The sequence below is a fragment of the Anoxybacillus sp. P3H1B genome (assembly GCF_001560855.1).
GTDB lineage: Bacteria > Bacillota > Bacilli > Bacillales > Anoxybacillaceae > Anoxybacteroides > Anoxybacteroides rupiense.
The window spans coordinates 312,349-333,091 of sequence record NZ_LPUG01000011.1 but is presented as its reverse complement, the minus strand read 5'-3'; the positions used below and the strand labels follow the sequence as shown (position 1 = coordinate 333,091).

General features: G+C 42.8%; 23 protein-coding genes. All 23 read right to left on the bottom strand.

Translation table 11 applies throughout. From position 1 onward, the window contains the following. Positions 1–17: 17 nt before the first annotated feature. The gene (gene rseP / locus AT864_RS05815; RefSeq protein ID WP_066147276.1) at positions 18–1,286 is read right to left on the bottom strand and encodes an RIP metalloprotease RseP; all 1,269 of its coding nucleotides are present in this window, start codon (positions 1,284–1,286) and stop codon (positions 18–20) included. A gap of 15 nt (positions 1,287–1,301) precedes the next feature. Continuing rightward, positions 1,302–2,450 (bottom strand): 1-deoxy-D-xylulose-5-phosphate reductoisomerase, encoded by a 1,149-nt coding sequence (dxr, locus tag AT864_RS05810; RefSeq protein ID WP_066147722.1) that lies wholly within the window; start codon positions 2,448–2,450, stop codon positions 1,302–1,304. 19 nt (positions 2,451–2,469) lie between these two features. Then, positions 2,470–3,255, bottom strand: coding sequence for a phosphatidate cytidylyltransferase (locus AT864_RS05805; RefSeq protein ID WP_066147274.1), 786 nt, complete (start codon positions 3,253–3,255; stop codon positions 2,470–2,472). 5 nt (positions 3,256–3,260) lie between these two features. After that, positions 3,261–4,034, bottom strand: a complete 774-nt coding sequence (locus AT864_RS05800; RefSeq protein ID WP_044746110.1) for an isoprenyl transferase — start codon at positions 4,032–4,034, stop codon at positions 3,261–3,263. Between the two features lie 158 nt (positions 4,035–4,192). Further along, positions 4,193–4,750: a ribosome recycling factor gene (gene frr, locus AT864_RS05795; protein ID WP_044746111.1), complete on the bottom strand. Its 558-nt coding sequence runs from the start codon at positions 4,748–4,750 to the stop codon at positions 4,193–4,195. A gap of 2 nt (positions 4,751–4,752) precedes the next feature. Next, positions 4,753–5,475: a UMP kinase gene (pyrH, locus tag AT864_RS05790; RefSeq protein ID WP_044746112.1), complete on the bottom strand. Its 723-nt coding sequence runs from the start codon at positions 5,473–5,475 to the stop codon at positions 4,753–4,755. 71 nt (positions 5,476–5,546) lie between these two features. Next, entirely contained in the window at positions 5,547–6,428 is an 882-nt protein-coding gene (tsf, locus tag AT864_RS05785) for a translation elongation factor Ts (RefSeq protein ID WP_066147271.1), read from the bottom strand. A gap of 177 nt (positions 6,429–6,605) precedes the next feature. Beyond that, positions 6,606–7,313 (bottom strand): 30S ribosomal protein S2, encoded by a 708-nt coding sequence (gene rpsB / locus AT864_RS05780; protein ID WP_044746114.1) that lies wholly within the window; start codon positions 7,311–7,313, stop codon positions 6,606–6,608. A 155-nt stretch (positions 7,314–7,468) separates the two neighbouring features. After that, on the bottom strand, positions 7,469–7,969 hold the full coding sequence (locus tag AT864_RS05775; RefSeq protein ID WP_066147269.1) for a hypothetical protein: 501 nt from the start codon (positions 7,967–7,969) through the stop codon (positions 7,469–7,471). Between the two features lie 9 nt (positions 7,970–7,978). Further along, on the bottom strand, positions 7,979–8,239 hold the full coding sequence (locus tag AT864_RS05770; protein WP_066147267.1) for a hypothetical protein: 261 nt from the start codon (positions 8,237–8,239) through the stop codon (positions 7,979–7,981). 366 nt (positions 8,240–8,605) lie between these two features. Then, positions 8,606–9,370 (bottom strand): FliA/WhiG family RNA polymerase sigma factor, encoded by a 765-nt coding sequence (locus AT864_RS05765; RefSeq protein WP_044746117.1) that lies wholly within the window; start codon positions 9,368–9,370, stop codon positions 8,606–8,608. Positions 9,371–9,417: 47 nt separating this feature from the next. Beyond that, positions 9,418–9,738: a hypothetical protein gene (locus tag AT864_RS05760; protein ID WP_044746118.1), complete on the bottom strand. Its 321-nt coding sequence runs from the start codon at positions 9,736–9,738 to the stop codon at positions 9,418–9,420. Beyond that, a complete protein-coding gene (locus AT864_RS05755) occupies positions 9,739–10,239 on the bottom strand; it encodes a chemotaxis protein CheD (RefSeq protein WP_044746119.1) in 501 nt (166 codons plus the stop codon). After that, positions 10,236–10,868, bottom strand: a complete 633-nt coding sequence (locus AT864_RS05750; protein ID WP_044746120.1) for a chemotaxis protein CheC — start codon at positions 10,866–10,868, stop codon at positions 10,236–10,238. Before AT864_RS05750 ends, AT864_RS05755 begins: the two co-directional genes overlap by 4 nt. 23 nt (positions 10,869–10,891) lie before the next feature. Next, positions 10,892–11,347, bottom strand: coding sequence for a chemotaxis protein CheW (locus AT864_RS05745; protein ID WP_044746121.1), 456 nt, complete (start codon positions 11,345–11,347; stop codon positions 10,892–10,894). Positions 11,348–11,392: 45 nt separating this feature from the next. Continuing rightward, positions 11,393–13,429 (bottom strand): chemotaxis protein CheA, encoded by a 2,037-nt coding sequence (locus tag AT864_RS05740; protein WP_066147265.1) that lies wholly within the window; start codon positions 13,427–13,429, stop codon positions 11,393–11,395. A gap of 4 nt (positions 13,430–13,433) precedes the next feature. Then, positions 13,434–14,519 (bottom strand): chemotaxis response regulator protein-glutamate methylesterase, encoded by a 1,086-nt coding sequence (locus AT864_RS05735; protein WP_044746123.1) that lies wholly within the window; start codon positions 14,517–14,519, stop codon positions 13,434–13,436. Between the two features lie 7 nt (positions 14,520–14,526). Next, the gene (locus tag AT864_RS05730) at positions 14,527–15,396 is read right to left on the bottom strand and encodes a MinD/ParA family protein (RefSeq protein ID WP_044746124.1); all 870 of its coding nucleotides are present in this window, start codon (positions 15,394–15,396) and stop codon (positions 14,527–14,529) included. Next, positions 15,393–16,529 carry a flagellar biosynthesis protein FlhF gene (gene flhF, locus AT864_RS05725; protein ID WP_044746125.1) on the bottom strand — a complete coding sequence of 379 codons (1,137 nt, stop codon included), beginning with the start codon at positions 16,527–16,529 and terminating at the stop codon, positions 15,393–15,395. The genes AT864_RS05730 and flhF overlap by 4 nt, the downstream gene beginning before the upstream one ends. Next, entirely contained in the window at positions 16,526–18,565 is a 2,040-nt protein-coding gene (gene flhA, locus AT864_RS05720) for a flagellar biosynthesis protein FlhA (RefSeq protein ID WP_066147263.1), read from the bottom strand. The genes flhF and flhA overlap by 4 nt, the downstream gene beginning before the upstream one ends. A gap of 36 nt (positions 18,566–18,601) precedes the next feature. Further along, positions 18,602–19,684 (bottom strand): flagellar biosynthesis protein FlhB, encoded by a 1,083-nt coding sequence (flhB, locus tag AT864_RS05715; protein WP_066147262.1) that lies wholly within the window; start codon positions 19,682–19,684, stop codon positions 18,602–18,604. Continuing rightward, entirely contained in the window at positions 19,685–20,458 is a 774-nt protein-coding gene (fliR, locus tag AT864_RS05710; RefSeq protein WP_044746128.1) for a flagellar biosynthetic protein FliR, read from the bottom strand. Between the two features lie 5 nt (positions 20,459–20,463). Further along, positions 20,464–20,733 carry a flagellar biosynthesis protein FliQ gene (fliQ, locus tag AT864_RS05705; protein WP_044746129.1) on the bottom strand — a complete coding sequence of 90 codons (270 nt, stop codon included), beginning with the start codon at positions 20,731–20,733 and terminating at the stop codon, positions 20,464–20,466. Between the last annotated feature and the right edge of the window lie 10 nt (positions 20,734–20,743).

The following is a 20,743-nucleotide window of genomic DNA, read 5'->3' as shown; positions in this document are numbered from 1 at the left end:
CACCTCTTCATTTGATATTACAGGAAAAATTTTTGAATATCATTCCATGTGACAACTAGCATTAAAAGCATTAAAAGCGCAAAACCGATAAAGTGTACCATTCCTTCTTTTTGTCGATCAATCGGTTTGCCGCGCAATCCTTCAATTGCAAAAAATAGAAGTCGGCCGCCATCAAGGGCCGGAAGCGGCAATAAATTAACAATCCCAAGGTTAATACTTAAAATGGCGCCCCATTTCATCAAGTAATAAATCCCTGATTGTGCCACTTTATTGGTCGATACAGCAATGCCAACCGGTCCAGATAGCATATCAAGAGAAAATTCTCCTGTTATAAGATGTCCTAAACCAACCACAATTTGCTTTGTCCAATAATAGGTTTCTAATGCTCCTTGCTTGAAAGAGCCGATCATCGATTTTTCCATTGGACTGTAAACACCTATCAACCCAATGGTCTGTCCTTCGACCGTCTGTGCCTTCGGTGTGACAGGCACATCAAGCACTTGATCGCCGCGTTTAATTTTAAATACAAGCTTCTCCTGTGGATGAGCGCGAATCGTTTCCACTACTTGCGTCCAAGTTGTCACAGGCGTGTCGTCGATCGAAAGCACGACATCTCCTTGCTTCAGCCCTGCTTGACGGGCTGCCCCATCTTTTGTCAATTCCCCCATAATCGGTTTATCAATGGGGTATCCTTGCAAAAGACCGATCAGTACAAACACAATAAACGCCAATACAAAGTTCGCCAAAGGTCCCGCCACAATCGCTAAGGCTCGCTGTCCTAGTGTTTTGGAAGCAAATTGGCGATGATATGGGGCAATTTGAATTTCTTGATGGTCCATAACAAAAAAGGCTGGTTCAGCTACAGGAAAACGAACGAGCCGTTCCCCGGTCTCATCCTCATAGCCGGCAATATACATCTCGCGTTCCAGATCCGCTTGCTCGACCTCAATGATTTTAGCGTTTGGATATTCATCTTTATGGTTGACAATAATTTTCTGCACATGTCCTTCATGATTGAATTCAAGACCGACAAGCTGTCCCGGCTTGACCTCTACCATTTCCGGATCTTCCCCGGCCATGCGCACGAATCCTCCAAGCGGAAGTAAACGAATGGTGTATACGGTTTCCTTTCGTTTAAACGAAAATACTTTAGGACCAAATCCAATGGCAAATTCACGGCACAAGATTCCTGCACGCTTCGCAAAAATCAAATGTCCAAGCTCATGGAAAAAAACAAGCGCACCAAAGATGACAACAAATGCAACCACTGTTTGTAATGTATTCAAATTTTCAACCACCCTTTAAGTTAATAGTGACTGGATATAGCGCCGCGTTTCGCGGTCTACCTCGCGGATCTCGTCAAGTGACGGATTCTTAATCACCTCATGTTTCTCAAGCGCCTTTTCCACCATATCTTCTATCATTAAAAAGCGGATGCGCCCGCTCAAAAAAGCAGCAACTGCTTCTTCGTTGGCGGCGTTTAATACGGTCGGCAAGGAGCCTCCTGCTCGTCCTGCCTCGTAAGCAAATTGTAAACAACGATAGCGCTCGAAATCGATCTGTTGAAAATGCAGTGTTCCGATGTCCGCCAAATTTAGCTTCCTAGCGTCTGGCAGCCTGAAGCGATCTGGATACGTAAGCGCATATTGAATCGGTACGCGCATATCCGGTGTGCCAAGCTGCGCGATGACGCTGCTATCATGGAACTGGACGAGGGAATGGACGATGCTTTCTCTATGTAACAAAACATCAATTTGTTCATACGGCAATCCGAATAACCAATGGGCTTCAATCACTTCAAGTCCTTTATTCATCATCGTTGCCGAATCAATCGTAATTTTGGCCCCCATCGACCAATTTGGATGGCGTAGCGCATCCTCCACTGTCACATGGTGGAGCTGTTCGCGCGTACAGTCCCGGAAGCTTCCTCCTGAAGCTGTTAAAATAAGTTTTTCGACATTTTTGTGCTTTTCTCCTTGCAAGCATTGAAAAATCGCAGAATGCTCGCTATCAACCGGAAGCAATGCAACATTGTGGTTTTGCGCAGCTTTGGTTACAATGTGCCCCGCCGTGACCAATGTCTCTTTATTCGCCAAAGCAATGGTTTTACGCGCTTCAATTGCTTTTAATGTCGGAATCAGCCCGATGCTTCCCATCAATGCATTGACGACGATCGTAGCTTTCGAGTAGGTTGCTGCCTCAACGAGTCCTTCATCTCCAAAAATGATTTTAACGGATCCATGAAATTCACGATAAAGGGCATCGTAGACAGCAGAGTCGGCAACCGCCACAAGCTCAGGATGAAACTCTTCAATAATGGCCCGGGCTGCTTCGTGATTTTTCCCTATGGACATCGCCACAAGGCAAAACTGATCCGGATGGGAACGAATCACATCAAGCGTTTGCATACCGATGGATCCGCTTGCTCCTAATAAGCTAATATACTTCAACATCTTCACTCCTAACCTTTTACAACACCATACTCATAAACAAATGCAAAATTGGCAACATAAACAATAAACTATCAAATCGGTCTAAAATACCGCCATGTCCCGGCAAAATATTACCGGAATCCTTCACGTTATAATGCCGCTTAAATGCTGACTCTACTAAATCGCCCAGTTGTCCAACAATCGACAGAACCACCGTCATCACAAGGAGCCATGGGATACTTGCAAAAAAATGAGTGCACAGCTGGTAGACGATGGCCACAACAAGCGCACAAATCGTGCCGCCAATGGAGCCTTCTATCGTTTTATTCGGGCTGATTTCCGGCCAAAGCTTCCGTTTTCCAAACGCCCGGCCAGTAAAATAGGCGCCGGTATCCGTTGCCCAAATGATGAATAAGGCATAAAACATATAATGCAATCCGGCTAAGCGAGTCTCCATAAAATAATAAAAACCAAAGCCGACGTATAATGTAGCAAGCAGCGAAAAAGCTGCATCATCAAACGTGAAACGATTTTTTGTCGTGACTGTGTAGATGAGCACGAAAAGAACCGCAAGCAGCAACAGCTCCATTTTTTCGAGATGAACATTGTCAAGCCATGAGCTGCGCAAAAGCAGTCCCCATAATAAAAGAAAGCTCACAACAGACTCAGGCGAAAGCAGCTGCACACGCTTCATGCGCAAAAGCTCAAACAGCCCAATCGTTGCTAATACATATGTTACTATTATAAACGGAATTCCGCCAAAAATAACGATTGGCAAAAAAAGAGCGGCGGCTATAACTCCTGTAATCACTCTCTGCTTCATCTTGTTTAAATTCCTCCAAACCGGCGACCACGCTTTTGAAATTCCGCAATCGCTTCTAATAAATGCTGTTCTGTAAAATCTGGCCAAAGTACATCAGTAAACCAAAACTCGGTATAAGCAAGCTGCCAAAGCATAAAGTTGCTTAACCGAATTTCTCCGCTTGTACGAATCAGCAAATCAGGATCTTTTAAATTTCTAGTCATTAAATAAGAAGCCACTACTTCTTCATCGATTTGCTCCGCAGATAAATGCCCTTGCTGCACCTGCTTTGCGATTTCTTTTACTGCGTGCGTAATTTCAGCGCGGCTGCCGTAATTTAATGCAAAATTTAAAATAAGACCTGTATTATGCTTCGTGTCTTCCACCGCTTTTTTAACAGCGGTCTGCGTATGCTCCGGAAGCTGATTGCAGTCCCCGATAACACGAACGGTTACGTTCTCTTCAATTAATTCTGGCAAAAAGGTGGTTAGAAACTGCTCGGGAAGCTTCATTAAATAGTCAACCTCGCTTTTGGGTCGCTTCCAGTTTTCAGTGGAGAACGCATAAAGTGTTAATACCTTAATTCCCAGTTCATTGGCAAAGCGAGTAATTTTGCGAACAACCTGCATCCCTTCATAATGTCCCGCCGCCCGCGGTAATGCCCGTTTTTTCGCCCAGCGGCCATTGCCATCCATAATGATAGCAACATGCTCAGGAACAGGCTGCTGCAAAATATTTTCTTTTGTATACTCAATCGAAAAATTCGATTGCTCTTTATGTTTCCAAATCTTATTAAACATCCTAGTCCTCCGCTTTTTCGATATTTTCAACATACTATGAGGCTAGTGTAATCAAGAAACAAAACATTCGTCAAACATGTACCTCATTTCGCTTTTTCATTATAGCAAAAAAACCCTCTTTGCACATAGAGGGTTTTTTGCATCAGCCAGCAAGAAGATTATACTTCCATTACTTCTTTTTCTTTTTCCTTTGTCAGAGCTTCGATTTTAGCGATATGCTCGTCGGTTATTTTTTGAATATCGTCTGTATAGCCACGCAATTCGTCTTCCGTAATGTCGCCGTTTTTCTCTAGCTTTTTCAAGTCATCGTTTGCATCGCGGCGAATATTACGAACGGCTACTTTCGCATCTTCTGAATATTTCTTGACAACCTTGACAAGCTCGCGGCGGCGCTCTTCTGTTAACGGCGGAATCGTAATGCGGATGACCGAGCCGTCATTGGATGGAGTTAATCCTAAATCAGAAGCCAAAATAGATTTTTCAATATCTTTTAAGATCGATTTGTCGTATGGTTGAATAACAAGCAAACGCGCTTCTGGGACCGTGATGCCCGCCAATTGATTGATCGGCGTCGATACCCCGTAGTAATCGACTGTAATTTTTTCAAGCAGCCCTGGATTCGCTCTTCCTGCGCGAATTCCGGCTAATTCGCGGCTAAAAGCCTGGACGGCTTTATCCATTTTTTCTTTTGTTGTTGTTAATACTTGCTTTGCCATGTTTATTTCCCCCTTACAATTGTTCCTATATTTTCGCCAAGAACAACGCGTTTTATATTGCCTTCCTCCATAATCGAAAATACAATTAACGGAATATCGTTATCCATACATAAAGAGGAAGCTGTTGAATCCATGACGCCTAGTCCTTGTTTAATGACATCAAGATATGAAAGCTGGTCATATTTCACTGCATTTTGATCGATTTTGGGATCAGCGTTGTAAACGCCGTCTACATTATTTTTCGCCATTAAAATAACGTCTGCTTCAATTTCTGCGGCACGAAGCGCAGCCGTTGTATCAGTGGAAAAATAAGGATTGCCGGTGCCAGCAGCAAAAATGACGACACGTTTTTTCTCAAGGTGGCGAATCGCTCTTCTTCTTATGTATGGTTCTGCGACTTGACGCATTTCGATGGATGTCTGTACGCGCGTTTCCACCCCGAGATGCTCAAGGCTATCCTGAAGCGCCAGCGAATTCATGACGGTTGCAAGCATGCCCATATAATCAGCAGTAGCCCGGTCCATCCCCATTTCGCTGCCAATTTTTCCGCGCCAAATATTTCCTCCCCCAACTACAACAGCCACTTCCACACCTAGCTCTGCGATTTCTTTCACTTGCTTGGCAATGGATTTAATAATCGCGGGATTGATTCCAAATCCTTGATCCCCCGCTAAAGCTTCGCCGCTTAACTTCAGCACAACACGTTTATACTTTGGATTGCTCATGTTACTCCTCCGTGTAAGCTAATCTTTAAAAATAGGGAACACCCGTTGTGTTCCCTATTCCGCTTCGCTCATTACTTTCTAACTTGGTTCATTACTTCTTCAGCGAAGTTATCCTGGCGTTTTTCGATTCCTTCGCCCACTTCATAACGAACGAAGCTTTTTACTGTCGCACCATTTGTTTCAACAAATTGACGAACTTTCATATCTGGATTTTTTACAAACGATTGCTCTAGCAAGCAAATGTCTTCATAAAATTTATTTAAACGGCCCTCTACCATTTTTTCTACAATATTTTCTGGTTTTCCTTCGTTAAGAGCTTGTTGCTTTAATACTTCGCGCTCACGGTTAATTTCTTCCTGAGACACTTGATCGCGAGATACATATTTTGGATTAAGCGCTGCAATATGCATAGCTACATCTTTTGCAATCGCCTCATCTGTTGTTCCTTCTAGCACCGTCAATACGCCGATGCGTCCACCCATGTGAAGGTAAGCTCCAAACGCTGCATTGTCTCCTTTTTCAACAATTTCAAAGCGGCGAAGCGTTAGTTTTTCACCGATTTTGGCAATAGCGGCATTAATATGCTCTTCTACAGTTGTACCGTTATCCATTGTTTGCTGAAGCGCTGCTTCTACTGTTGCTGGCTTGTGCGTTAATAGATGAGCAGCAAGCTCTTTTACAAGCACTTTGAACCCTTCGTTTTTCGCTACGAAGTCAGTTTCAGAGTTTACTTCCAAAATAACAGCTGTATTGCCTTGCACTTCAATAAGTGTTGTTCCTTCCGCAGCAATTCGGTCCGCTTTTTTAGCTGCTTTCGCAATTCCTTTTTCGCGAAGCCAGTCAATTGCTTTCTCCATATCTCCGTTTGTTTCTGTGAGCGCTTTTTTACAATCCATCATGCCTGCGCCCGTTTTTTCACGTAACTCTTTTACCATTTGAGCTGTAATTGCCATAAGAATCATGTCCTCCTTCTAGTGTATACGCATATATGTAAACAAAATTCGCAGCGCAAATTTTGTTTGCTCCCGCCCTTTTTAGTATAGCCAAACAAGGGAGAATTTCTGTCTCAAAAAAAGGTGATAAAAGGCACTTCCCCTCTTATCACCTTTCCAAACTTTTTTGAAGCCTGTTTATTCAGCGGCTACAACAGCTTCTTCGCCTTGTTTTGCTTCTAAAATAGCATCTGCAATTTTTGCTGTGAGAAGTTTTACGGCACGGATCGCATCGTCGTTTGCCGGAATGACATAGTCAATTTCATCTGGATCGCAGTTTGTATCAACAATACCAACGATCGGGATATTTAATTTGCGCGCTTCTGCAACCGCGATGCGCTCTTTGCGAGGATCGATAACAAATAACGCATCTGGAAGCTGCTTCATTTCTTTAATACCGCCTAAAAATTTCTCTAAACGCTCTAGCTCTTTTTTCAAGCCAATCACTTCTTTTTTAGGCAATACATCAAATGTTCCGTCTTCTGCCATTTTTTCAATCTCTTTCAAGCGTTTAATCCGTTTTTGAATGGTTTCAAAGTTCGTTAATGTACCGCCTAACCAGCGCTGATTTACATAGAACATACCAGAACGTTCTGCTTCTTCTTTAACAGAGTCCTGTGCTTGCTTCTTTGTACCTACAAAAAGAACTTTTCCGCCATTTGCTGCTAATTCTCTAACAAAGTTGTAAGCTTCCTCAACTTTTTTTACTGTTTTTTGCAAATCGATAATATAAATGCCGTTGCGCTCAGTGAAGATATATTTTTTCATTTTAGGGTTCCAACGGCGCGTTTGATGTCCAAAATGAACACCTGCTTCAAGCAATTGTTTCATTGAAATCACTGACATTGATCTTTTCCTCCTGTAAATGGTTTCTTTCCTCCGCCTATTTCATCCTTAAGCAAGACTGAGACATCAGCACCATTGCTTAAATCCATAAGCGTGTGTATTCACACCATGTAAAAATATATCACAATTAAAAACGACAATCAAGCTGTATTTCGCTACATTTGCCGAAATTTGAGCAGCAGTTCAATTTCTGTTTTTCCTTTATTTAACAATTTCGCGATTTCTTCAATCGTTTTTCCTTCTTTTTGCAGCTGTTCTGCCTGTTCTGCAATAGAGGAAGGAGGGGATGGAACTTCCTTTTGCTGCTGGTTCGTTTCGCTGATTTCTATTCTGTCTTTGATAGTGTCAACCTGCTCCATCGGCGGCAGCCACTCATCATCCTTTACTGGAGCAGAATGCTGTTTAGGAACAGGCGATGGCTTCGTTTGCACACTGTCGCGGCTTCTCATCCTTTGCGACAACGCTTGCAAAAAGCGTTCATTTTCCTCTTTCCATTCCAACAAATAAGCTGAAATCGTCTCTTCCATCTCTTGAATAAGCTGTGATTGCTTTTTTTCAACCTCTTTTACCTTTGACAGCTGCAAATACAATAAAATGATGATAAAAAGAGAGAGAGCATGCAAGGCAAAGCTTACAGTCAATAAAAATGCGATCATTGAATTCTTCTACCCCATTAAATCGATATTTTTTCCTTTATATGGATGAACTTGTTTATGCTGTATCCCATGCTTTTCCTTTTCCCAACAGGCGCTTTGGGTGGTCTGTTTGCTTGTCACCTGCCGTTTCGCGCGTTCTTGCCGCTTCTGCATAGCTGCTGCTAATTGCGCTTGAGCAAGCCCAGATTGCTGCTGAAGCTGTTCTTGGATCTTTCCGATTTCGTTCATTCTCGGAAGTGCTACTTGCAATTCTACTAATTTCAAACTCATGCTTTCACTTCCTTTGCACAGACCGATTTTCTGGCATCATTAGCAATGAACCTTGTCTGTTTTTGAAGACGTTTGTCAGTCTGGGGAAACTCAGACGAAAGAAAGAGCGATCATATAAAGAGGAAACCGCTATCGAAAGGCTCGTCTCTGCTATGATCTAACCAAATCGTCCTGTATTCCCTCCACACATCCTTATGGCAAACTGCTTTCATTCCTTATTTTTGTCACCGCCGACAAACAGACAGCTTGTCGGTTTGACCTTATCTATATTGGTTCAAGCACGCTAAATTGCCCGAAAACCCATCTGCATGTTTTAGATGATGAAAACAGCTTTCACCAACGGCGCTCAACTGGCTGATGAGTTCATTATAACACTTGTGTTAATATTTTTCGCAGTTTAAAAATCGCTTTTGAATGTATTTGTGAAATCCGCGATGTCGATAATCCCATAATTTGTCCAATTTCGGTCAAGGTTAACTCCTCTTTATAAAACAAGCTGATCACAAGCTGTTCTTTTTCGTTTAGCTGCTTAATAACAGCAGCAAGCTGCTCATACATTTCTTGTCTTAGAACCGCCTCTTCGGGCGACGACGTTTTTTCATCACGCAGCGTTAGCGGGCTGTTTTCTTCTTCTTCGTTTTCCTTCGACCAATCATCAAGAGATAAAATATTAGCAAAAAACCCCTCATTCATGACTGAACATACTTCTTCTTCAGTCATGCCTAGTTCATCTGCGACTTCTTTGGCAGTCACTGTCCGCATATGCCGCTGCTCCATTTTCGCAATGGCGGCTTCAATTTTTTTCGCCTTTTCTCTTGTGCTGCGAGGGAGCCAGTCTTCCTTCCGCAATCCGTCTAAAATGGCGCCGCGAATTCGAAACGAAGCATACGTATCAAATTTTAAGTCGCGAGAAGGATCAAATCTTTCAAGCGCGTCGTAAAGCCCCATTAATCCAAAGCTGATTAAATCTTGTTTGTTTACAGTTTTGGGCAATGATACAGCAATTCGTTGTACTTGATAATACACAAGCGGCATGTATCTTTGTACAAGCTCATCTCCCGCTTGTGGATCACGCTTATCAATCCAATTGTCCCAATAATTTTGCTCCTTGCGCGCTGAGGCGTTTGTCATGATACTCCTCCCCGTTCATCCTGAAACTGCTTGATGGCATATGTTCATTAACCGTCTTTTTCGTCATGGAGCATATGCCGAATGTAAGCGGCAACCTGCTGTGCTTCTTCTTTTGTAAGTCCTTCCGTTAATGGTTGCAGCTCGTTGGCATCCAGCGAATGTGAAGGCTTTTTCTTTGCTTGGACCGATTCTCTACTAATATAGGCAAACATCCATTGAAACACATAGCCGCTCACAAAGAAGGCGATAAAAGAGACCGCGCTGCGTAAAAGCGTCGTAGCTATTGTATGGGCAGGAAACGATAAGAAAAACACCAACATAAATCCAGCTGTTCCGAATAATACCCGACCCGTCAATGCACGAACCATCTATATTTCTTTTACTCCTTGGTTAACTGTGCGAATAAATAAAAGACCTGTTTGCGGATTAAATTCAATCGTTCTTCCGCTGTTTCCTCCCACATCTTCGGCCACGATCGGAATATGGAAGCGTTGCAGCTGCTGCTTGACCGCTTCAACATTTCTTGGTCCAATCCTCATCATGTCCGTATTGGCTGAATGAAACTGAAACATTTGTGCTCCGCCAGCCATTTTCGCTTTAAGGGCGCTTTTTCTGCCGCCCGCTTTTACAACAAGCGATATAAGCGCTTCTATTGCCGTATCTGCGTATTTGGCTACATTTAGGCTTTCCGACCTTGCCAGCGATGAACTAGGCAGCATCACATGCGCCAATCCAGCAACTCCTTTCATCAAATCAAAAACGACAACACCAACGCAAGACCCTAATCCAGATGTACGAATAAGATAAGGCACCTGAACGACATTCATATCAGCAATCCCTACTTTTATGACGTTCACAATTTCATTCATGACAGTTCGACACCTAGCGAACGAAAAATAGGGGTAAATGAATCAGGATCAGGAAGAAGAAAGAAATGGCCATTCACGCTATCTTGCGGCTGGTGTTCTTCATGAACGGCTGTATCAATCACGATTGCATAATCGCCAACCCGTGACAGCTCCAGCAGCCCGTATTGCAAAATCGCTCCGATCATATCAATGGTCAGTGCCGGCACTGACGGATACAGCTTTAAATGGGTGAAATCAGCTAAAGCAGAAAGATACGACCCTGCTAATATATTTCCTAATTCTTGCAAAGCAGATAGGCCAAGATCGGACTGTGGCGAGGCAAACGAAAATTGGTGATCACCCGTCATTTGCTTTATAAATTGTTCCGCTTGCGGCAACGATAAAACAAAAAACATATTTCCCGGCGCTTCGCCTTCAATTCTTAGAAAAACAGCAGCTACAACCTGTTCCGCTCCCCCGACTAAGTCCATCATTTCATCAAATGAGACAACCTGAACATTCGGCACCTTCATTTCAATTTTTTTATTTAACAGCTTGGAGAGTGCCGTAGCTGCATTTCCAGCGCCAATATTGCCTATTTCTCGCAAAATATCCATATGATCCGCATTCAAGCGATTGACATTTGACATGGTTAAACGTCCCCTCTATCTATTTACGCTAAAACTGATTTTTCGGCATCCAGTACTTTTTCTAAGTTTAATAAAATTAATAATCTCTTGCCAACCTTCGCCACTCCGTTAATATAATCAGCTTCTATGGCTTCAATTACTTCTGGAGGGGGCTCGATGCTCTTGACTGGTATATCCAACACATCGTTTGCAGCATCCACGATCAGACCGACCTCAATTTCGCCAAGCGCAACGATAATCACTCGGGTCTGCTCATTAAACGATTGTGATTCAATACCAAACCGCTCTCGCAAATCAATAATCGGAGTCACAACCCCACGTAAATTAATCACTCCTTTTACAAACTTAGGAGTTCTTGGAACGCGAGTAATATGCTGAACTTTTTCAATCGAACGAACCTGCTGTACAGGAATTGCGTATTCTTCATCCTTCAATTGAAAAACAATCACTTTTAATTCCGTTTCCCGAACTTCCACCATTTTCTCCATTCCTCCTTAGGACCATGCGGCATCTCTATAACAGGTCTATTTGATCAATGCATTGCAATCAATAATTAATGCAACCTGTCCATCTCCCAAGATGGTAGCGCCTGAAATGGCAAACACGGATGTTAAATAATTGCCAAGCGACTTTAAAACGACCTCTTGCTGACCGATAAATGAATCCACCACAAGACCTGCCATTTTTTCTCCTTTGCGCACAATAACGACGGAAAGAAAATCCTCTTCTTCTTTCACAGCAGGCACTTCAAACACATCTTTTAAGAATAAGAGCGGGACAACTTTTCCGCGGAAATCAATCACCTTTTGATGATGCGCATGCAAAACATCTTCTTTTTTAATAATCGCTGTTTCAATAATCGAAGAAAGCGGAATCGCATATTTTTCATGCTGAATTTCTACCAGCATGACAGAAATAATCGATAATGTTAAAGGCAGTTGAATGGAGAAAATCGAGCCGCTGCCTTCTTCGGAATCAATGGTTACAGATCCGCCAAGCGATTCGATTGTGTTTTTAACAACATCAAGACCGACGCCGCGTCCTGAAATATCGGAAATTTTATCCGCCGTGGAAAAGCCAGATGCAAAGATAAGCTCACATATTTGTTTATCTGTTAAATTGGCGACATTTTGCTTAGAAATAACTCCCTTATTGATCGCCTTTTGCAATACTTTTTCGCGATTGATGCCAGCTCCATCATCCTCAATTTCAATAAACACATGATTTCCGCTATGATACGCTTTCAGCTTCACGGTGCCTTCCTCCGGCTTGCCTTTGGCACGGCGCACCTCTGGCATTTCGATGCCATGATCAATCGCATTGCGCAGCAAATGGACAAGCGGATCGCCAATTTCATCAATAACGGTGCGGTCTAATTCTGTTTCCGCTCCGATAATCTCCAAGTTGATTTTTTTACCTAAATCGCGCGCCAATTGCCGAACCATGCGCGGGAAACGATTGAAGACCGTTTCGACCGGAACCATGCGCATATTCAAAATAATATTTTGTAAATCGCTTGAAATGCGCGACATTCTTTCTACTGTTTCGTGGAGCTCTGGGTGGTTCAGTTCACGAGAAATTTGCTCCAATCTCCCTCTGTCAATGACTAGCTCTTCGAATAAATTCATGAGAATATCCAAGCGCTCAATGTTGACTCGGATCGTTTTATTGGCCGCCGCCTGCTTATGCGCTGTTTCCTTTTCTTTTTGCTCCGTTTTTTCAACAGTCACAGCCACCTCTTCTGATTCCTGTGCGGCTACCACTTCTGTCTCTTTAGGAACCGCCTCCTGAGCCGACTTGAATTGATCGACATCAATCGCATGAACAACTACTTCTTCTATCTCAGACACTTTCATAATCCGCTCATAGATTTGCTCTGTCGGTTCCTTCGTAACAACCGTAACGATAAATTCTTGGTCAAACTGCTCTTCCTCTAGCTGCTCGACAGGAGGATTCGATTTGATAACTTCTCCCGCTTGATTGAGCACTTCAAATACCATGAACACGCGCGCCGCCTTTAGCAAACAATCCGCGCGCAACTTGACGCGAATTTCATATGCATAAAATCCTTGTTCTTTCGATTGCTGAAGAATGTTGTATTCAAATTCTCCATAGGTTTGAACGAGAGCTGGAGCGGTATTCACAGCTTCCTGTTTTGTTTCAGAAGCAAAGGATGGCACTTCCCCTTTTTCAATTTGTTTGAGCTGCTGTACAACTTCATGGACATCCCGCTTTCCATCCCCTCCTTCCGCAATGGAATTCACCATTGCCTCTAAATCATCAACAGCTGAAAAAACAACATCAAGCAAATCCGCTGTCACGACAATCTTATGGTTGCGAATTCCATCAAGCACATTTTCCATTTGGTGGGTTAAATTCGCTAAATCTTCAAACCCCATTGTTGCCGACATTCCCTTAAGAGTATGGGCAGAACGGAAAATTTCATTGACAATTGAAAGATCTTCCGGATTTTTTTCCAGCTCTAATAGTTGTTCATTAATCGTTTGCAAATGCTCTTTGCTTTCATCGATAAAAATCTCTAAATATTGACTCATATCCATGGCTCTACACCCCTTGCCTGCCTACATATTTCATAATGGTTTCGGCAATTTCTTCTAACGGAACAACATCGTCGACTAAACGGGTGGAAATAGCAGATTTAGGCATCCCAAACACCACTGCTGTATCCTCTGATTCAGCAATCGCTTTTGTATGTCCAACGGCTTTCAATTGCTTTAATCCTGCCGTTCCGTCAGACCCCATTCCTGTCATGATCACAGCAATTTTTTCATACTCACTTAACATGCTAACGGATTCAAATAACACATCAACCGAAGGACGGTGCCCATTTCTCGGTGGAGAATCATCAATATGAGCGACAAGTCCTTTGCCTGATGACACGACTGAAAAATGCGCGCCACCTGGAGCAATATAGGCCACTCCTTGCTTGAGCACTTCCTGATGCTCCGCTTCTTTGACAGAGATGGCGCAAAGCGAGTTAAGCCGCTGAGCAAGCGATTTTGTAAATCCTTTTGGCATATGCTGAACAATGACAATCGGTGCCTCAATATGAGCTGGAAGTTGTGTCAGCACCTGCTGTAAGGCTCGCGGTCCCCCTGTCGATGTACCGATACAAATGATTTTTTTCCTATGATTTTGCGATGATGTCTTTATATCCATTTTACTATACGAACTTTGTTGGAAACTAGCGATTATTGGAATAATCTCTTGATTTTTCATTCCGTGCAAATTAGCACGGCTGGCGAGGATCACTTTTTCAATTATTTGCTCTTTTACTTTATAAAGATCGAGAGAGATATGGCCAGACGGCTTTGTAACAAAATCAACAGCACCGTAGTGCATAGCAGCAATCGTGCTTTCAGCTCCTTCTTTTGTCGTACTTGACAGCATGACAACAGGAAGTGGGTGATGTTTCATGATTTGCTGTAACGCCTCAAGTCCATTCATGATTGGCATTTCAACATCTAAAGTCACAACATCTGGTTTTAATGATTGAATTTTTTGAAGCGCATCTTGACCATTTCTCGCCACACCAACGACCTCTATTTGTGAATGTTCCGACAAAAAGTCCGCAATGACCTTTCTCATAAAGGCGGAGTCATCGACAACTAGTACCTTGATTTTCTCCATAAACTCTCTACCTTTCTAAAAAAAGTTGTCTAAGCTTGGCAAAAAAGCTTGCTGGGCGAGAAACGCTCGATTCGTCAGCCGTCTGGTCAGATAAATAACGATCTGTAAGCTCCACCATTGCACGGCTTATTTTGGTGGAAGGATCCAATAACAAAAAAGGGGTTTGTCTTGCTACCGCTTTAGAAACGATACGGTCTTCCGGCAACACTCCCAAGCCCGTCACCTCTCTCCTGAGAAAACGCTTCATCGCATTTTTTAGGCGTTGCAGTGTTTCTCGGCCTTCCTGGTCTGTCTGGGCACGATTAACAACTAAGTAAAACGGAATTTCTTTTTCTTGTAAATGAATATATTTCATGGCTGCATAAGCGTCAGTAATGGAAGTCGGCTCAGGTGTTGTAATGACAAAAATCTCATGAACCGCCATCAGCAGCTGTAAGCGATCCTCCGAAATCCCCGCCCCCATGTCAAAAATGAAATAATCGTACTGCTCGGAAACCAGCTGGAGCTGTTCTATAAAATAAGCCGTTTTCTCTTGATCCATTGTAAAAATTTTGGTTAAACCCGTTCCTCCAGCAATAAATGATAGATTGCCTGGTCCTTTTTTAATAAGCTCTTCAATCGAAACATGGCGTTCAAATAAATCAATAATCGTTGTGGAAGTGGATTGTCCAAGTAAAATATCAATATTCCCCATACCGATGTCCATATCGAACAACAGCACATGAAATCCACGCTTCGATAGAGTAAGAGCAAAATTTAATGAAAAGTTTGATTTTCCAACGCCGCCTTTTCCGCTCACTACAGCAATTGCTTTCATCGCTTTTTTTTGATTCATATGATTCAACAATCGGCGTAAGCTTTCTGCCTGATCTCTCATGATGACTCGACCCCAAGCAACATATTGACAATTTTTTCAGGCGATGCTTCAATAATGTCGTCTGGGACGTTTTGACCATTTGTCAAGTAGGCAGCCCCAATTTGATAATCTGTCATTAAATTATACATCGCCCCGTAGTGACTTGTTTCGTCCAGTTTTGTAAAAATAAAACGATGGATTTTAATAAGCGAAAATTGCTCGCAAATTTCTTTCATGTCCGTCCATTTTCCTGTTAGCGAGAGGACAAGATATGTTTCCATTTCTTCATCAAAATCCATCACCTCTTGCAAATCCTGGACGTATTGGCGATTTCTAAAATTACGCCCCGCTGTATCGATCAATACGAGATCATATGAAGCAAATTTATTTTTCGCCTTCCGAAAATCTTCCATGTTATAACAAACCTCAAGCGGCACGTTTAAAATTTTGGCATATGTTTTTAATTGATCGATCGCCGCAATACGATAGGTATCAGTCGTAATAAAGGCTACTTTCTTATGGTGCTTCAACACGCCATTGGCAGCGATCTTCGCTAATGTCGTTGTTTTCCCGACACCAGTCGGCCCCACTACATTTACATATTTCCGCTGAAAAGAGAGACCCCCGAATGATAGATGCTCAAGTTTGTTCTGTAGAATTTCCTTCACCCATATCATCGCTTGCTTTTTTGTAGCTGTTTCACGATGCAAATACCATTTTTCAACGGCTTCAGCCATGATCTCTTGCCGAAGCGCACTGGATAACTCCTGCTGAGCTAGCCTTTCATTTACTTCATTTAACGGCTGCGGATACACCGCGAAATGAGTGGTGACATTTGTTGATAACTGCCTCAGCATTTCCTTCATTTCATTTAGCTCATGCAGCAACGCGCCATCCTGAGTTTTTGTTTCCATCGATTTAAACGCTCCAGAGTTCAGTTGAACGTGCTTGTGCTTTTTTTCATTTCCAGCCAATCGGACTGGTTTCGGATCAACGGCTGCGATCACCTCGATGTTTTTTTTGGTAAACAGCCCGAAAAATCCTCCCTTATGAACTACCTTCGAATTTAAAATGACGGCATCCTTCCCTAACTCTGCCCGAATCATTTTCATCGCTTCCGGCATTGATGGAGCAATAAATTTTTTGACCTTCATTCAATATCCACCACCCCAACACTTTGGACTTCTACATTTGCCTCTAATTCATTATAGGACAACACTGGAATATGGGGAAAATATCGCTCAGTCAATTGACGTACATACATTCGGACAGCAGGGGAACAAAGTAAGATTGGCGTCTGACTCGTAAAAGCATGCTGTTCGAATTGAACCCCTATCGCTTCTATAATGGCTTGTGACAAAGATGGATCAAGCGATAAGTAATTTCCGTGCTCCGTTTGATGCACTCCTTCAGCAATGGCCTTTTCTACTTTTCCTGACACCGTAATGACTTTTAAAGGTTCTCCTTGTACGACATACTGGCTCGTAATTTGTCGTGCCAGCGCTTGACGCACATATTCCGTTAATAAATCGGCATCGCTTGTCATTCTCCCAAAATCAGCCAATGTTTCAAAAATCACAGGCAAATTGCGAATCGACACCTTTTCCCGCAGCAGCTTTGCTAATACTTTTTGTACATCTCCAACGGAAAGAGGAGTCGGTGTTACTTCCTCGACTAAAATAGGATACGATTCCTTTAGATGATCGATAAGCTGTTTCGTTTCCTGTCTTCCAAGCAGCTCATGCGCATGTGCTTTCAACACCTCTGTTATATGAGTGGAAACAACAGACGGCGGATCAACAACCGTATAGCCAAACATCTCCGCTTGTTCTTTCATTTCCTCGGAAATCCATTTTGCTGGCAAACCAAATGCAGGTTCAATTGTATCAATCCCTTGCACAGAATCATCCTCGACCCCAGGGCTCATAGCCAAATAATGATCGAGCAACAGTTCGCCTTTAGCGACTTCATCGCCTTTTATTTTTAGACGATATTCATTCGGCTGCAGCTGGATATTATCACGAATCCGCACAACAGGGATGACAAGGCCTAGCTCTAATGCCAGTTGTCGCCGAATCATGACAATGCGGTCAAGCAAATCCCCGCCCTGGCTCGCATCGGCTAACGGAATGAGCGCATAGCCAAATTCGAATTCAATGGGATCAACACTTAATAAATTGACCACGCTTTCCGGACTCTTCATTTGATCGATTTCCACTTCTTCCGCTTGCTCTCCCATCGCCGCTTCTTGCTCCTTTTCCACTTTTGTGGAGAAGCGATAGCCGCCAAGAGCGAGCAGGCCAGCAATAGGAATGGTTAACACATCGTTAATCGGAGTAAACAAGCCGAGTAAAAAAATCGTTCCAGCAGTCACATACAGCATTTTTGGAAAGGCAAATAGCTGCTTCATAACATCCGCGCCAAGATTGCTATCTGATGCTGCTCTTGTTACAACAATGCCGGTCGCAGTAGAAATAAGAAGGGCGGGAATCTGACTGACAATACCGTCTCCAACTGTTAGTAATGTATAGCGATGTGCTGCTTCTGATACATCTAACCCTTGCTGTACAACACCAACAACCATACCAAATAACATATTAATAATAACAATGATAATACCAGCGATCGCATCGCCCTTGACAAACTTACTCGCTCCATCCATTGCTCCATAAAAATCGGCTTCTTGTGCTACCTTTTCGCGACGTTGACGCGCTTCCTGTTCAGAAATCATTCCGGCATTAAGATCGGCATCAATGCTCATTTGCTTTCCGGGCATGGCATCCAGAGTAAAGCGGGCTGCTACCTCTGAAACACGCTCTGCCCCCTTCGTAATCACGATGAACTGAATAATAATTAAAATTAAAAATACAACAAAGCCAACAACAACGTTTCCGCCAACGACAAACGTTCCGAATGTTTCAACAACACCGCCGGCCTCGCCTTTACTTAGAATCGAACGGGTCGTCGATACGTTTAATCCTAAACGAAATAGCGTAAGCAGCAAGAGCAACGACGGAAAAATAGAAAACTGCAGCGGCTCGCGCATATTCATTGAAGTAAGGAGGACGAGCAAAGCAAGAGAAATATTAATCATAATTAACAGGCTCAGAAGCCACGTTGGCAGCGGAATAATGAGCATAGCTACAATCAGGACAACCATTAATAATACAGACAAGTCTCTTGCTGGCATAATCTTTCGCTCCTTGGATACTTAAATAACAATCTCTTAAATCTTCCGTTTTAAACGATATACATATGCTAATATTTCGGCAACAGCCTTAAAAAACGGTTCAGGAATCACATCGCCAATCTCCGTCTGACTATACAGCGCTCGAGCTAACGGCCGATTCTCTATGGTTACGACATCATGCTCTTTCGCTAGTTGTTTGATTTTCAGCGCAAGATGATCGACGCCCTTGGCAACGACAACGGGAGCATCCATTTTCCCATCCTCATATTTTAAGGCAACAGCATAATGGGTAGGATTGGTAATGACTACGTCCGCTTTTGGCACTTCTTGCATCATTCGCTTCATCGCCATTTCCCGTTGTTTTTGCTTTATTTTAGATTTAATAAGGGGGTCCCCTTCGGTCTTCTTAAACTCATCTTTCACTTCTTGCTTTGACATCCGGATGTTTTTTTCAAAATCAAACCGCTGGTACAAATAATCCAAAAAGGCAAGAAACAAAAGAGCAGCCGATGCGTAAAGCCCCATGCGCACAGCCAAACTAGCTAACGAGCTTAATGTCGTTTCCAGCGATTTAGTAGTCAGCAGCAAAATTTGGTCAAGCTTCAACCATAAAACAAAAAAGGTCACAAAACCGACAATGGCGATTTTTAAAATGGATTTTAACAGCTCTACAATTGAGCGCAATGACAGCATTCGCTTAAAGCCTTGAATGGGGTCTAGCTTGCTCAGCTTCATTTGCAGCGGCTCTGCGGTAAATAAAAAGCCCACCTGCAAAAAATTCCCTAAAAATGCTCCAGCCAACGCTACTAAAAAAATCGGCGCCATAATCCCGGCCAAATTTTTTAATATCGAAAAAAACAGCGCTTGAATGGAGCTTACCGTCACATCTTCCAACATATAGTGCTGAAGCGAATTACGAAAAAGACGCAAAAACGCTTCTTTGTACAGTTCCCCTGAGAATAGCAGAATAACGAACACAAGCAACAGCACAATGGCCGTATTCACATCTGCACTTTTGGCTACTTGGCCTTTTTGCCGAACTTCTTGACGCTTGCGAGGCGTCGCTTTCTCTGTTTTTTCCTCAGCAAAAAACTGCAAATCTAAGCGCAAGCTGCTCATTTACCTGCCCCCTACTAGCTTCATTAAGTCACGCATGGCAACAAACATGGCGTCAAACAAATGCTGGGCAGCGACAAACAAAGCGGTCATCGTGACCATTAACAGAAGAAAGCTCACAATGATCTTCACAGGCAATCCAACGACAAAAATATTAAGCTGAGGTACAGCTCTTGCCACAATTCCTAACGCAATATCCACTAAAAACAAGCAGCCAACGATAGGAGCCGACATTTGAAAAGCAATAATAAACATTTCACTGAATATTTTCAAAATGTACTCCGCGACGTTTCCTTGATCGAATGCAAATGTGTATTGAATCGGAATCCACTGGTAGCTATAAAACACACCATCTAGCAAAACATGATGGCCATTTAATGCTAGCAGCAACAACAGCGCAAAGGTGTACAAATATTGCCCGGTTAATGGGCTTTGCGCTCCTGTTTGCGGGTCAATAACGTTGGCAATGGCAAATCCCATTTGAAAATCGATCAAGCCACCTACAATTTGAATCGCCGACATCATCATATAAGCGGCCAAACCGATAAAAAGGCCAACGGCTACTTCCTTTAAAACAAGCAGTACATACATTTCATCTAGCGCAATCGGCTCTTTTTTCATTCCTAAGAACATTAGCCAGCTGATAAAGAAGGATAAGCCGATTTTATGCACATTAGGAATCGTTCGGTACGAAAATAGCGGCAATGTCGTAAAAAAAGCAGCCACACGGGCAAATATCAGTAAAAATAATGGAAAATAAGACAATACCTGATCCATATTTATCAGCCTATAAATCTTGTTAAATTATTAAAGATGTCATACGCATAGGAAACTAAACGTGACAGCATCCATGGTCCGAAAAAAACAAGACCGAGCAGCACCGCGACAATTTTGGGGACAAATGCAAGAGTCTGCTCTTGAATTTGCGTTGTTGCTTGGAAAATGCTGATGAAAAGTCCAACGGCAAGCGCAAGCAGCAAAAGCGGGCCGCAAACCACTAAAATCATGTATACTCCTCGTTCAGCAAGTTGAATGACGACATTTGCATTCATATTCGCTCAC

Coding starts and splice junctions, on each gene's coding strand:
- AT864_RS05805 (WP_066147274.1), bottom strand. CDS start 3,255: ATGAAGCAGAGAGTGATTACAGGAGTTATAGCCGCCGCTCTTTTTTTG.
- AT864_RS05800 (WP_044746110.1), bottom strand. CDS start 4,034: ATGTTTAATAAGATTTGGAAACATAAAGAGCAATCGAATTTTTCGATT.
- frr (WP_044746111.1), bottom strand. CDS start 4,750: ATGGCAAAGCAAGTATTAACAACAACAAAAGAAAAAATGGATAAAGCC.
- pyrH (WP_044746112.1), bottom strand. CDS start 5,475: ATGAGCAATCCAAAGTATAAACGTGTTGTGCTGAAGTTAAGCGGCGAA.
- tsf (WP_066147271.1), bottom strand. CDS start 6,428: ATGGCAATTACAGCTCAAATGGTAAAAGAGTTACGTGAAAAAACGGGC.
- rpsB (WP_044746114.1), bottom strand. CDS start 7,313: ATGTCAGTGATTTCAATGAAACAATTGCTTGAAGCAGGTGTTCATTTT.
- AT864_RS05775 (WP_066147269.1), bottom strand. CDS start 7,969: ATGATCGCATTTTTATTGACTGTAAGCTTTGCCTTGCATGCTCTCTCT.
- AT864_RS05770 (WP_066147267.1), bottom strand. CDS start 8,239: ATGAGTTTGAAATTAGTAGAATTGCAAGTAGCACTTCCGAGAATGAAC.
- AT864_RS05765 (WP_044746117.1), bottom strand. CDS start 9,370: ATGACAAACGCCTCAGCGCGCAAGGAGCAAAATTATTGGGACAATTGG.
- AT864_RS05760 (WP_044746118.1), bottom strand. CDS start 9,738: ATGGTTCGTGCATTGACGGGTCGGGTATTATTCGGAACAGCTGGATTT.
- AT864_RS05755 (WP_044746119.1), bottom strand. CDS start 10,239: ATGAATGAAATTGTGAACGTCATAAAAGTAGGGATTGCTGATATGAAT.
- AT864_RS05750 (WP_044746120.1), bottom strand. CDS start 10,868: ATGTCAAATGTCAATCGCTTGAATGCGGATCATATGGATATTTTGCGA.
- AT864_RS05745 (WP_044746121.1), bottom strand. CDS start 11,347: ATGGTGGAAGTTCGGGAAACGGAATTAAAAGTGATTGTTTTTCAATTG.
- AT864_RS05740 (WP_066147265.1), bottom strand. CDS start 13,429: ATGGATATGAGTCAATATTTAGAGATTTTTATCGATGAAAGCAAAGAG.
- AT864_RS05735 (WP_044746123.1), bottom strand. CDS start 14,519: ATGGAGAAAATCAAGGTACTAGTTGTCGATGACTCCGCCTTTATGAGA.
- AT864_RS05730 (WP_044746124.1), bottom strand. CDS start 15,396: ATGAGAGATCAGGCAGAAAGCTTACGCCGATTGTTGAATCATATGAAT.
- flhF (WP_044746125.1), bottom strand. CDS start 16,529: ATGAAGGTCAAAAAATTTATTGCTCCATCAATGCCGGAAGCGATGAAA.
- flhA (WP_066147263.1), bottom strand. CDS start 18,565: ATGCCAGCAAGAGACTTGTCTGTATTATTAATGGTTGTCCTGATTGTA.
- flhB (WP_066147262.1), bottom strand. CDS start 19,684: ATGAGCAGCTTGCGCTTAGATTTGCAGTTTTTTGCTGAGGAAAAAACA.
- fliR (WP_044746128.1), bottom strand. CDS start 20,458: ATGGATCAGGTATTGTCTTATTTTCCATTATTTTTACTGATATTTGCC.
- fliQ (WP_044746129.1), bottom strand. CDS start 20,733: ATGAATGCAAATGTCGTCATTCAACTTGCTGAACGAGGAGTATACATG.